The 12,172-nt window shown below is 51.0% G+C and carries 11 protein-coding genes; 1 reads left to right on the top strand and 10 read right to left on the bottom strand.

The genetic code is table 11. The features are described from left to right. Positions 1-3: 3 nt before the first annotated feature. Genes tssK through tssB form a run of 8 tightly spaced genes read right to left on the bottom strand, consistent with a single transcriptional unit; the run spans position 4 to position 8,695 of the window. Positions 4-1,338, bottom strand: a complete 1,335-nt coding sequence (tssK, locus tag P8S54_RS13530) for a type VI secretion system baseplate subunit TssK (RefSeq protein ID WP_281442146.1) — start codon at positions 1,336-1,338, stop codon at positions 4-6. Next, positions 1,338-1,892: a type VI secretion system lipoprotein TssJ gene (gene tssJ, locus P8S54_RS13525; protein ID WP_281442145.1), complete on the bottom strand. Its 555-nt coding sequence runs from the start codon at positions 1,890-1,892 to the stop codon at positions 1,338-1,340. The genes tssK and tssJ overlap by 1 nt, the downstream gene beginning before the upstream one ends. Further along, entirely contained in the window at positions 1,889-3,427 is a 1,539-nt protein-coding gene (gene tagH, locus P8S54_RS13520) for a type VI secretion system-associated FHA domain protein TagH (RefSeq protein WP_281442144.1), read from the bottom strand. The genes tssJ and tagH overlap by 4 nt, the downstream gene beginning before the upstream one ends. Positions 3,428-3,431: 4 nt before the next feature. Beyond that, positions 3,432-4,454 (bottom strand): type VI secretion system baseplate subunit TssG, encoded by a 1,023-nt coding sequence (gene tssG / locus P8S54_RS13515; protein WP_281442143.1) that lies wholly within the window; start codon positions 4,452-4,454, stop codon positions 3,432-3,434. Next, the gene (tssF, locus tag P8S54_RS13510; RefSeq protein WP_281442142.1) at positions 4,418-6,181 is read right to left on the bottom strand and encodes a type VI secretion system baseplate subunit TssF; all 1,764 of its coding nucleotides are present in this window, start codon (positions 6,179-6,181) and stop codon (positions 4,418-4,420) included. The genes tssG and tssF overlap by 37 nt, the downstream gene beginning before the upstream one ends. Before the next feature lie 18 nt (positions 6,182-6,199). After that, positions 6,200-6,646, bottom strand: a complete 447-nt coding sequence (gene tssE / locus P8S54_RS13505) for a type VI secretion system baseplate subunit TssE (protein WP_281442141.1) — start codon at positions 6,644-6,646, stop codon at positions 6,200-6,202. A gap of 12 nt (positions 6,647-6,658) precedes the next feature. Beyond that, entirely contained in the window at positions 6,659-8,137 is a 1,479-nt protein-coding gene (gene tssC / locus P8S54_RS13500) for a type VI secretion system contractile sheath large subunit (protein ID WP_281442140.1), read from the bottom strand. Positions 8,138-8,191: 54 nt separating this feature from the next. Beyond that, the gene (tssB, locus tag P8S54_RS13495) at positions 8,192-8,695 is read right to left on the bottom strand and encodes a type VI secretion system contractile sheath small subunit (protein WP_281442139.1); all 504 of its coding nucleotides are present in this window, start codon (positions 8,693-8,695) and stop codon (positions 8,192-8,194) included. Positions 8,696-9,334: 639 nt separating this feature from the next. Here tssB and P8S54_RS13490 point away from each other — a divergent pair. Continuing rightward, a complete protein-coding gene (locus tag P8S54_RS13490; RefSeq protein WP_281442138.1) occupies positions 9,335-9,853 on the top strand; it encodes an Hcp family type VI secretion system effector in 519 nt (172 codons plus the stop codon). 103 nt (positions 9,854-9,956) lie between these two features. On the opposite strand, the gene P8S54_RS13485 is transcribed toward P8S54_RS13490, so the two are convergent. Both P8S54_RS13485 and P8S54_RS13480 read right to left on the bottom strand, forming a co-directional pair. Next, complete coding sequence (locus P8S54_RS13485; protein WP_281442137.1) at positions 9,957-10,976, bottom strand: tryptophan--tRNA ligase; 1,020 nt, start codon at positions 10,974-10,976, stop codon at positions 9,957-9,959. 178 nt (positions 10,977-11,154) lie between these two features. After that, entirely contained in the window at positions 11,155-12,132 is a 978-nt protein-coding gene (locus P8S54_RS13480) for a PilX N-terminal domain-containing pilus assembly protein (protein WP_281442136.1), read from the bottom strand. Positions 12,133-12,172 lie beyond the last annotated feature (40 nt).

Genomic DNA, 12,172 nt, shown 5'->3' with positions numbered 1-12,172 from the left:
GGCTTAACTCCTGATGGCCCAGAACTGCATTTCCAGCCCTGGAAATTCACCGGCGACGTGGAAGGCAAACCCGCTGGCGCCATTGAGCATTCCCCATGCTTCACTCTGGCGGTCCAACTGGAAGTAGGTGTAGCCAGCGTGATAAGGCAACTCGCGGGGCGCAACGGGTAAGGGCTCAAGCGGCACACCGGGCAACTGCAGGCTGATAAGGTCGCGAATACGTTCGACGCTGGCGACTTTAGTTTGCTGCAAGAACAGTTTGCGCAGCCGCTCGTTGGGCATATCGGCGCGTACCGCCAAAATGAATTCCGCCGATTCGATGAGACTGACATCAGACAGTGGTGCAACGAGCAGGCCAAAGCGACGTGCCTGCAATTGAATAGCGACAGCGCGAGGTTCCAGCACGGTTGAAAGCGCTTGGCGCAGCATTTTCATCAATGGCCGGAAAGCGACTTCGGGGTGGTCGTGGTCATAGGCCGGGCACTCAGGCGGCAGCCGCGATTCATCGGTAAACGTGACCAATTCACAGGCGACTTCATGCATGGTGTCGTACAGACGCTCAGGGTGGAGCTGGCCAAGCCGGGCAAGATGTTGAAAACGCGGCTGCGCGCGGTTAAGGAGCTGCAGCAACATAAAATCAGAGACGTCAGCAACACCGGCCTGATGCGGCGTGGAAAGGCGTTGAGCAATGTTGCGCGCCCGTTCACGCATTAAACCGGCCATTTCGCCGACAAAACGCTGCAGCCCAGGCGCTGCCTGAACATTGAGCAGCGTGGGCAGAAATTGCTCATCCAGCACTAGACTGCCATCCGGGCGGCGCTCAACAATTTTGGCCACTGCCAAACAGGCGTAGCCGCTGCGGTCATCGCTTTGCAGCAGTAACCGCGGTGACACACGAGCCACTTCAAGCTCTGCCGTCGCACCGTCACGTGAGTGCAAGTCGCGCACGCTGCGTGAAGAGAGACGATAGCGCGCAGGCAAGTCATCCCCAGGCCAGCGCACTTCCCCTACACCATCGGTGGCTAACGGCAAGCCAAGATAGACAATCTGGTTGGTAATACTGGCATCGCTGATTTCTAATGGGTTTGGCTCGACGTCATCGGCCGGTAGCTGAAAGGCCACACCGTCAGGCATGACACCGCTGGCACGGCTAATGGCGATACGCCCAAAGCTAAGAAATTCGCTATTCAGTTCCAGGGTATGGAAACCATACAGGTAATGGCTAATGCCTTTTAGCCGAGCATCTATTAGGCCCTCTAAACTACGCTGCTGCTGCTGGAAATGCTGAGGCTTAATGAATAGCCCTTCGCTCCATACCACTCGATTGCGACTGGCCATTATTCCTCCTTCCTTAGTTCGACTTCACTATCACGGAGGTGAACCAGTAGGTGGTAGTGCTCGCCACGAGTTCTCACCTTGACCACCTTTTTCCACTCGGCTTCATTGGGGTTTGCGTAGAAAGCAATCAGCCCGATGTAGCGCGTTTCTTCGTCGACTTCAAAAGGCTCATAAAACTTCCACTGCCCGGGCAGTAAAGTGAAGTCATCATGCGTCAGATAGTTCGTTCCCAGCGCTTCCTCCAGACCCTGGCTCAGTTGACTTAAATCAGCCGCCATCAGCATGGAATCGTCTTTCAATTGCAACACCTGAAAACGCAGCGGTGTGCCTTCGCCATCGATATTAGGATTGACGTTAGGCTCAGCGATCATGCTGAGATCCACTAGCGTCGGCCGGTCTTCGGGATAACCGACCGGAATGGATGGGTCGCGCATTACCTGCCACGCTTTACCCGTGGCTTCACGGGTAGAAGCACAGCCTGCTAATAGCAGGATGATGAACAGCAGCGAGGTAAACCGCGCCACCTTCTGCATGTTCATGCCGTGCATGCTCATGCCTCCTCACGCTGCTGCTTACGTACTGATTGGTCGTAAGCTTGCTCGAAGACTTCCCAAAACAGTTTTTGAAAACCTTGCTGGCGACCAGAGTTAAGCTCACGGTAGTAATAGTGGTACATCTCCCACGCCCAACCGCCTTCATCTTCAATGCGATTACCGGCTCCGCGGTATGCATGAAAGCGCTTGAGCAATGCTTCTGGCGAGAATGCATCGAGAATGGCGCCCAATGCGTGACCAATCGCCTCTTCCACCGCGGCTTGATGCTGGCCCTGGTGGCGCAAACACTCTGCGACTGCCTCCGGTGCGGATAAGTGCACGGGGCTACGCTGAGCAGAAAACATCGTTTCAGCGGTCTCTTCGTAAGACTGACCAAGGCGCAGCGGATTATCTTCAATAGGCTGTAAGCGCCGGTCTCGCAGCGGATACTTAGTGTCATTTTGGGCTTGCTGCAGAAGGCGCAAACCATCAATGGTGGCGCGCAGGGTATGTCCCGCTTCTTCCAGAAACGCCTGCTGCTCTTCACTGTCACGGAAGGATAAATCCAGCCCTAAGCCTCTCAACAGAGGGTCTGCGCCAACATGGCCAAGGGATTGTGTCGTAGGCTTTTGCCAGCGGTCTTCCAGTTGCTCCCCAACTGAGCGCTCTAAGTCGTTTATCTGCCGCTCGTCCATGCCACTGCTCCTCTGCGCTGTTGTTTCATAAATTGATGTTTCATAATTTGTTTTGCCATTAGGTGTTCTAGCAACAGGAAGGCTTAGCAGCTCATCATGGCGCTCTTGCTGCGGCCCTCTGTTGTCTTCGAAAGACCGGTCTTGAAAAGATGGGCTTCTTCGAAAAGACGGTTTTTTAAATGACTGGTTCTGAGATGACGGGCTCTGGAAAGAGCGCTCTTGATATGAACGCTCTTGAGACACATGGCCTGAATACGTATGTTTTCGCTCAGAGAGCGCCATTGCCTCCAGCGATTCCATGGGATACGAGGACTTCTCTTCACGGTCTAATGCCACCATCGGGTCATGCTGGATAGAGCCCGGCAACGCGCCGCCAAGCGCCTCCATCGGATCGCCTTTTTCAGCTTCATGGCTGAAGGTGTTACCGCGCTCCGTCGGCCACGCAGCACCATGAGTAGTGACCTCGTCATGCTCTTCGTCTATAAGCGTGGCAAGCGAATGAACACCGGGCTGCCATGAATGACGGTCGCCAAGGTGTACCTTCAAGCGGTACTCGCCAATCAACAGCTCATCACCATCGCGTAACGCCACCTTGCGATTGCGACCAATCGGCAGCGTGGTGCGGTTAATGAACGTATGGCCACTCAGGTCAATCAGGCAGAACTTGCCGTCAATTTTGGTAATTTCCGCATGGCTTGATCTAATTCGCCCGCCATGGTCTTGCAGCAACCAGTCATCATGGGTGCTGCTGCCCAACGTTCCGCCTTCGTTATAAAAGACGAAACTACTGGTCGAACGCCCTTCAAGCTGCTCGCTGTTGGTGACTACCAACGTAATGGCATCAAGCTGATTAGGTTGCATCGGGTTAACTCGTCATCTGAATGCGAACGCGACGGCGCGTGCTGCGGTCGTCACTCTCTGGATCGACAAAGGTGGTCCAACCAAGCTGGCAAGAACGGGTATCCCCCAAGCGCATGGGTTTTACCTCGCTTTCCAGCAGTTCGAGCTCAAGGTCGTAAGCCAAAGGCTCACGTAATACAAAGTTCACCAGCGTTTTAAGCGGGTGATGCTCTTCACCATCGGGCAGAAAATCTCTAAATCGCGCCAGGCTCAAGCCACGTAAGCACAGCGCAAACTTGCCATTGACATCAGCGACTCGCTCGCCTGCCACCATGTCCTCCCCAAGCGTCATACCTGAGAGGCCCATGCGGCTGCGCTGATCAAGAGGAATATCCACCCAACGTTGCACCCACTCTTCTATCTCTACCTGGGATAAATCAAAGCAGTGCCCGACAATCCCGCTAACCACATCAGGAGAACGCGAACGCCCTGCCAATAGGCCGACATAGGCGAGCATTTTGCTCCAGTTGATCGGTGTTTCACCGCGCAGGTCGCTGTCAGCTAGACCGACCAGGGCAAAGATGGCGGCGGAGAAACCATCTTTCGCGTCATCTTGGTAACGCACGTAGTGACGATATTTCCGCCAACTACGGTGAACGAGCGTCAGCAGACGATGGTTAAAAAAGTCCAGAAAATCGCTGGCGGCACCCTCTTGGTGGGCAGCGCTATGAGCTAAGGCTTCTAGGTAGTATCCGGGCAGCGGTGACTGTGCACCCTGCAAGCCCAGAAAGCTGACCTCCATCTCGTACTGACCTTCCTGGGTTTCACTGAGAGCAAGCACATCGCTACCAGGAAATCCAAGCGATGCCGACGCCCTGTACTGCACTCGCTGAAAAACGGGCACGCTGCCGCTATGCCGCTGCTCTAAATCATCACCATGATGACGGTGCAGAAGCTCGACCAGTTGAAAAAAATCGTAGCGGCGCGCGCCCTGGATAACAGGTGCGAGCGCTACATCAGGGGCTGCTGCCCTACCTGTAAGGTCCATTCATAGCACTCTTGGTTATGGCGGTTAATGACATGCAGCTCATGAAATGAGTTGATGCTTGCGTATAGCGAAAAGAAACGCGCTAACACGCTGCCAAATAGATACAGGCTCCCCTCATCCCCAAAGCCCTCTTGGTCGAGTGTCATCACCGAGCGCAAACCACGAACAGGCAACCCCTTACGCAAGCGATCAACGGTCTGGGTATTAATGTCTAAAATGCCAGCCAGCCTTTTCTGCGCGACTCGTTCTGCCTGCCTATCAACCAACGCACGGAAGTCATAGGCACGTAACACTGAGCACAGTGCATCGCGCTCAAGCAACGAGAGATAGTTAAGCGATAGGTTTGAGATCAATATCCACAGCAGCCTGTCATCAAGTGCTGGGCGAAGTACCGGGGTCGGCCGAGTGATATTGCGAAAGGTGGCATAGCCAGGGCTCTCTTCCGTTGCCACGCAAACATCACCAATGGTCAGCTGCTCAGGTAACTCACGATTACTGCAGGTTAACTGCAGAGAAATCGTTTCTCGACGCCCCAAGCATTCACGCTCATCGCCGCGCACAAAGGCAATATCGTGGTCAAAGCCATCGCTACGCAGGCTGTCGCGTACACGCACTCGGTAGTAAAGCGATTCCCGTCCTCGGTCATGCTCAATTTGATGCTGAAAGCTTTCAAACGGAAGATAGTTGCGGGGCTTCTCCTGCCAACCCGAGCGCCCTCCTTCTAACCAACCCTGGACGTCATCAACACTAAAAATTTCATAGTGAGACGGTGAACGGCTATTAGGGCGAATGCGGTATTCACTTCGCTCACCGCTCAAATCAATCGGCTCAGCATCATGCTCAAAGAGATTGATCGCCGGCGTGCAGTAAAGCGCCAGATGCTCCTCCTGAACCCGAGCATCAGTGGGCAAGGTGCGCGAAAAGACAAACCTCAATGTGATATTGCTAGCCGTCTCAGCGGGCAGATAATTCGCGAGGCCCAGTACATCAAAAAAATGGAAAGCCTCTGGAAAACACAGATACTCCTGCAGAATGCGATAACCTTGATGGACATTCTGCGGATACGGCAACAACGCTTGATCGCGTTCAAACCCAACGGTTTTCAGCGCATCCGTGGGCAACAATTGCTTATGGTCATCGATTTCCAGCTCTAGCCGCCCTAAGTAGTGGCTCATCCATAGATGCAGCGTACGCGCGGTATAACCATCGCCACCTAGGTGCAAACGCAATGATTCTATGCCCATTGCGTTCATCGGCTGATCGCTGCGCACCTCCATGGTCAGCTCAACAATAGAGTTTTCGCGGGTATGGCGCGCATCAACCCCTATGGGCGCTAATGGATAGAGCGTCACATCATGGCAGGTTCTAAATTGGCAGGGCGTTCCTTCCACGGGCTCACTAGCCAGCTGAGTACCACGCTTAACCAACTGCTGTTGGCTAAGGGAATACCAACTAGGCGTGAACTGCACTACCGTCATGCTAGGCACTGGGCGTAGATAGTTTGGCCACAGCATGCTGATAAGAGAGTGAGTAAGCTCTGGAAACTCATCCTCAACTTTTTCGCGCATGCGGCCAGTGAGAAAGGCGAACCCTTCCAATAGCCGTTCTACATCAGGGTCGGTACTGCGCTCAGACAAAAAACGGCTGAGGCCGGGATTTGCTTCGGCAAACTCCCGCCCCTGACGTTTTAAAAAGTTGAGTTCATCACGGTAGTAGCGATTCAGCATTTGTGCCTCTCGGGCCTATCAGTTGAGACACTGATAACGCTTGTTGTTAAGCAACAAATCGATAGTGGCTTGAGTGTTTTCCCGACCCAGCGCAACCGTTGCATGCACCTGAAAGCGCAGTTGCAGCGGGTCGCCATGGTTAGGCAAAGACTCAACGTCCACACGTTTGACTCGGGGCTCATAGCGCTCGATGCATTGACAAATGGCATGCTGGATATTGCGCTCTAAATCCAGCACGCCAATAGTTGCATCGTTGAAGTCGAGCAAGCCCAGCTCCGGGGCACAGGCACTGTTTCCCGGATGGCTATTAAGTAATTCAACCAGATGGCGCTTGATTGACTCGACAACCTCCATCAGCTCGTCTGCCTCCTTGCGCAGCACGGGCTGATGAGGGTTCGATAGGCGTTCAAACAACCGACTCCCTAGCGACTCTTTCCCAAGCGCTCCACCGCTGTCAGTTGCCATGACGACCATCCTTTATTCCTTGTCGAGGCGTCCAACAAGCGAGAGCTCAAAGTTGGCACCCATGTACTTAAAGTGCGGGCGAACCGACATAGACACCTGATACCAACCTGGCTCACCGTCAACATCCGACACTTGAATAGAAGCGGCGCGCAGCGGACGGCGGCTACGCACGTCTGCTGGCGGGTTTTCTTGGTCAGCCACGTATTGGCGAATCCAGGCGTTAAGTTCACGCTCAAGATCCTGACGCTCTTTCCATGAACCTACCTGTTCACGCTGGAGCACTTTCACGTAGTGCGCTAAGCGGTTGATAATGAACATGTAAGGAAGCTGAGTGCCCAGCTTGAAGTTGGTCTCAGTCGCTTTACCTTCAGCGGTATTAGGGAAGACTTTGGGCTTTTGAACCGAGTTGGCCGAGAAGAAAGCCGCATTATCACTGCCTTTACGCATCGTTAAGGAAATGAAGCCCTCTTCGGCCATTTCAAATTCGCGGCGGTCAGTAATTAATACTTCAGTAGGGATTTTCGCCTGTAGCTGGCCGAATGCCTCATAGGTGTGAACAGGCAGATTTTCGACCGCGCCACCGCTTTGCGGTCCAATAATATTGGGGCACCAGCGGTACTTGGCAAAACTATCGGTGAGTCGTTCCGCCAGAAGATAAGCCGTATTGCCCCACAAGTAATGCTCGTGGTCGCCGCTCACATCTTCGCGGTAGTTAAACGTCTTAATCGGGTTCTCTACCGGATCATAAGGAGTCCGTAGCAAGAAGCGTGGCGCTGTCAGGCCAAGATAGCGCGCGTCTTCAGACTCACGTAGGCTCCGCCAACGTGCATACTTAGGGCCTTCAAAAATTGCTTTGAAGTCTTTGATATTCGGAAGCTCTTCAAAGCTTTCAACACCAAAGAAAGAAGGGCTTACCGAGGACATGAAGGGAGCATGCGCCATGGCACCAACGGCTGCAGTATGCTGAAGCAGCTTCATATCCGGCGTGGAGGGAGAGAAATCGTAGTGCCCGATTATACCGGCGACAGGCTCCCCACCGAACTGGCCATAACCCGCATTGTAAACGTGCTGGTAGAGGCCACTCTGGCTAATTTCAGGCGCAAATTCAAAATCTTCTAGCAGCTCTTGCTTTGTCGCGTGAAGCACATCTAGCTTAATATTTTCGCGGAAGTCAGTACGATCAACTAGCAGCTTCAGGCCACGCCATGCAGACTCTAATTGCTGAAAGTTAGCTTCATGTAAAACCTCATCCACTTGATGGCTGATCTTGCGGTCTAGCTCAACAATCATATTATCGACAAGCGCCTTGTTGACCTTAGGGGCGGCGTCTCCGCCATTCAGCAATTCAGCGATAAACGCTGCCACGCCCTGCTTAGCAACGTCGTAACCTTCATCAGCTGGCGCCATGCGCGTTTGCGCCATGACCTGATCAAGCAGAGAGACTTCCTCTGTCTCTGTAGCCGCGCTCTGTTGCTTTGCTGTCTTACTCATCACTGTGCCTCGAATTCGCCGATAGATTGAAAAAGCGCTACTGATTCAAAGGAGTTACTTATCCTTATCTGCATCCAGCAATGCCAGCTCGCTCAACAATTGCTGACGTGCTTCATCGCTTTCCAATAGCCTCTGTAGCCGATCCCGAAAAGCCGGCACATTGCCTAGCGGTCCCTTTAAGGCAACCAGCGCTTCACGAAGCTCAACTAGTTTGCACAACTCAGGCACTTGTTTTGCAACCGCATCAGGTGAGAAGTCTTCAAGCGACTTAAAGCTTAGGTTTACAGCGATATCTGCGGGCTCATCACTTTCATCTAGTCGATTGGGCACTGCGGTCTGCAAATTTAGCCCAGCCTCGCGCATTACTGACTGAAAGTTGTTTTTATCAACTGAAACAGCCTGACGCTCTTCAATAGGAGTCTCTTCTTCACCCCCTTTAAAGTCGCCGACGACTAATAGCTTCAACGGCAGTTCAGTTTCAGCCTGCTGGTCGCCGGTGGCTGGCACATATTTAATATTAATGCGCTCTTTTGGCGCGACGGTCCCTTGCTTAGCCATAACATTTCGCCCTAGAAGTAATGCATCATGTAACTATTAACGGTTCTTAGTCACGGGAAAATAACCAATTTTTTAGAGTGATGCCAATCCAGCCTTTATGGCAAAAAAGTTGATTTATAACAACCTAAGAACCACCTGTTATATCAATGCTATTTTTGCGGCATTTTGGGCGAAAATTGACGAACATAGGCGCAAATAAACCAACCATTAAAAAGCTAAATTAAATTTGTAAGATATGTCTTACAAATTCTATCGGCAATCTCTTAAGGTTATTGGCGCAGATAACGCACAAATGAAGTCAAACTGGGAACACTGATAGCTTGCTGAGAGGAGTTGCTGCGCAAGCCAATAAATAAAAAAAGACAATTTAGCTACATTTTTTAATATTAAGCACTTAATTTTAAATTAAGCGAACAATAAATATTAGGCAAGAAACTATTCCCCAAATCAAATAAGCAACTCATTGCCAATCAAGCAAAGAGTTGCCTAAAACAGGCAATAAATTGCCTAATAAAAATTAGTTAAAAAATTTTTTGAAAATTAAACTACTGATATATATAAATAAAAAAAAATTGGCATAGTCATTGCCATATTAAAGGTGTCCACACGACATTTATCTCACATTTAAGGAATAGTCATATGCCAACTCCATGTTATATCAGCATCGAAGGCCAAACTCAGGGCAATATCACTGCTGGTGCTTTTACCCCTGATTCTGTTGGCAACATTTATGTTGAAGGCCACGAAGATGAGATGCTAGTTCAAGAGTTCAAGCATGTTGTCACCGTACCTACTGACCCGCAGTCTGGTCAGCCTTCTGGTCAGCGTGCGCACAAGCCGTTCGTGTTCACTGTTGCTCTGAACAAGTCTGTGCCGTTGATGTACAACGCCCTTGCGTCTGGCGAAATGCTGCCGAACGTAGCGCTGAAGTGGTACCGCACGTCTGTTGAAGGTAAGCAAGAGCACTTCTTCACTACTACTTTGACCGATGCCACTATCGTTGACATCAACCTGCGTATGCCGCACGCACAGGACATCACCAAGTCTGAGTTCACTCAGTTGATGGACGTGTCTTTGGCTTACCGTAAAATCGATTGGGAACACACTGTTGCGGGCACTTCTGGCTCTGACGACTGGCGCGCCCCGATTGAAGGCTAAGCAACGCCTTTAAGCAGTCTTATTACAAGATTGCAAAAAACCCCTTCCAACCGGAAGGGGCTTTTTCGTATGCAGCATGCGTCGCTGTCGAATTGCCTGGGGGTTAAACAAACCGCCCTAGGCCAACGGCTGCTCGCAAGCGATCCATTGTTTGCGCCGCTTCTTCACGCGCCCGCAGTGCACCTTTCTGAAGGACAGCTTCAATATGAGCGGGGTCTTCCATAAGCGCAGCGTAGCGTTCTCGTGGGGCGCTCAAATGAGCATTCAAATAGTCAAATACGTGATTTTTAGCGTCACCCCAGCCAATCCCTTCGGCATATTGTTTGTGCAGGCTAGCAGTTTCATCAGCCGTCGCAAATGCGGAGTAAATTTGGAACAGCGTGCAGGTATCTGGGTCTTTCGGCTCACCAGGCTCCAATGAGTTGGTCTTAATTTTACGCACCAACTTTTGCAGTTTTTTCTCGGCAGAAAAGAGCGGAATCGTATTATCATAGCTCTTGGACATCTTGCGCCCATCCAAGCCGTTTAACAGCTGTATCTTGTCGTCCACCACTGCCTCAGGGAGCGTAAAGTGCTGACCTTTATACAGATGGTTAAAACGCCCTGCGATATCCCGCGCCATTTCAATATGCTGGATCTGATCACGCCCTACCGGCACTTTGTTGGCGTTGAACATTAAAATATCCGCCGCCATCAACACGGGGTAACCAAACAGACCCATGGTGATGCCTTTATCCGGGTCTTGGTTATCCGCTTCTTCGTTTTCCGCCACCGCTGCTTTATAGGCATGGGCGCGATTCATCAGGCCCTTGGCACACACGCAGGAGAGCATCCAGGTAAGCTCGGGGATTTCCGGAATATCCGACTGGCGATAGAAAATCGCGTTATCGGTGTCTAACCCCAGTGCTAGCCAGGTGGCGGCAATTTCCAGGCGGGATTCCTGCACGCGTTTAGGGTCAGGGCACTTTATAAGCGCATGGTAATCAGCCAAAAAATAAAACGACTGAACGTTGGGGTCTTGGCTGGCCTCAATGGCAGGCTTAATCGCCCCCACATAATTGCCGAGGTGGGGAGTGCCGGTGGTGGTAATGCCGGTAAGGACGCGGGTTTTGGATTGGGTCATACTTTTAGCTCACTGGGCTGAAAATCAAACTAGGGTAGCTCTTGACATAACAAAAGGCTAACTCTCTATAAAATCTCCCAATCGAAGCCTGAGCCTCCTTCACCTGAGGAAATAGCGCTGTATCTCACACCACCTTGGCCACCATTTCCTACTCCTAAGTCAATAAATCCTAAAGCGATTACGCTTCCATATACGTTTGTATTATTAGCCATAGCAAGCCCCCCCCTGACTCTACTATAATGAGGCCTTCATGATGGCCTGTGCCTGTCAACTCAAGCTTTGCACCACTTCTCACTACGATAATGCCATAGGTATTCGTGTTGGACGCTTGCTTGACATTGCCAGTAATTTCCACAAGGCGTACATCGCCTCTACTTCCATCCTCAAAATTATTATTACCACCACTAAAAGAGTCATCAAAGTTGCCAGCTAAAGATTCAAGATATGCTGCCCATTCCCCCCTTGAGTCCGCATCATAACTAATCGGAGCTCCATCTTCTCCTTCAGGACTCGTACGACAGCTATTTCCATTACACCCAAAATCACTTGGAACAGAATGAGGCCTTCCATCAAAATAATTTTGCACGTTATTATCTTGCCAACCACAACCCTCTCCGCTGCTCCGCAAACAGACGAGAGGGCTAGAAACGCTAGGCGAATTATTAATACTCAACCCTGGGCCCACACCACGGTCAACAACTGCCATAACATGTATTCCAATAAAATCATCAATTTCCCCTCCAGGCTGACTACGAACTTGACCAATAATTAAATCAGCATCTCTTAAACCAGAATCTTCATCTTCAAACTTGCACCCCCTGTAATAGTAACCAACCAAAAAACTATCGCCTTTATTAAAACTCACTTCTCTAAATTCAAATGAATCTTTAAAGCTATCACTACCATAGTTATCAGATAATTCTGAACAAGTATCAAGATAAGCTTCAGCGTTAAACTCCTCTTCCTCAGCTCTTATTAGCTTAACCCTTTTGCTACCACCTGTTTCAGCCGCCATCTGTGCCAGCACTGACGCCCGATAATTACTCGCTAACCGCTCATCAACCAGTGCGGCACTCATCCCCGACATGCCGATTACCAGCGACACACTCAGTAGCACCAGTACGATAATGAGGGCAGCGCCTTGTTGTTTCTGCATTTTATCCTCGTTGCTCAGCACTTGTAGGCTTAACAGCTAA

The organism is Halomonas sp. M1 (assembly GCF_029581375.1).
GTDB lineage: Bacteria > Pseudomonadota > Gammaproteobacteria > Pseudomonadales > Halomonadaceae > Vreelandella.
The sequence above is the reverse complement of the archived record's forward strand: the minus strand, read 5'-3'. Positions and strand labels throughout refer to the sequence as shown.

What these genes read in the sequence shown, in the direction of transcription:
- tssB (WP_281442139.1), bottom strand. Translation starts at nt 8,695, where the DNA reads ATGGCTAAGCAAGGGACCGTCGCGCCAAAAGAGCGCATTAATATTAAA.
- tagH (WP_281442144.1), bottom strand. Translation starts at nt 3,427, where the DNA reads ATGCAACCTAATCAGCTTGATGCCATTACGTTGGTAGTCACCAACAGC.
- P8S54_RS13485 (WP_281442137.1), bottom strand. Translation starts at nt 10,976, where the DNA reads ATGACCCAATCCAAAACCCGCGTCCTTACCGGCATTACCACCACCGGC.
- P8S54_RS13480 (WP_281442136.1), bottom strand. Translation starts at nt 12,132, where the DNA reads ATGCAGAAACAACAAGGCGCTGCCCTCATTATCGTACTGGTGCTACTG.
- tssE (WP_281442141.1), bottom strand. Translation starts at nt 6,646, where the DNA reads ATGGCAACTGACAGCGGTGGAGCGCTTGGGAAAGAGTCGCTAGGGAGT.
- tssG (WP_281442143.1), bottom strand. Translation starts at nt 4,454, where the DNA reads ATGGACCTTACAGGTAGGGCAGCAGCCCCTGATGTAGCGCTCGCACCT.
- P8S54_RS13490 (WP_281442138.1), top strand. Translation starts at nt 9,335, where the DNA reads ATGCCAACTCCATGTTATATCAGCATCGAAGGCCAAACTCAGGGCAAT.
- tssJ (WP_281442145.1), bottom strand. Translation starts at nt 1,892, where the DNA reads ATGAGCATGCACGGCATGAACATGCAGAAGGTGGCGCGGTTTACCTCG.
- tssF (WP_281442142.1), bottom strand. Translation starts at nt 6,181, where the DNA reads ATGCTGAATCGCTACTACCGTGATGAACTCAACTTTTTAAAACGTCAG.
- tssK (WP_281442146.1), bottom strand. Translation starts at nt 1,338, where the DNA reads ATGGCCAGTCGCAATCGAGTGGTATGGAGCGAAGGGCTATTCATTAAG.
- tssC (WP_281442140.1), bottom strand. Translation starts at nt 8,137, where the DNA reads ATGAGTAAGACAGCAAAGCAACAGAGCGCGGCTACAGAGACAGAGGAA.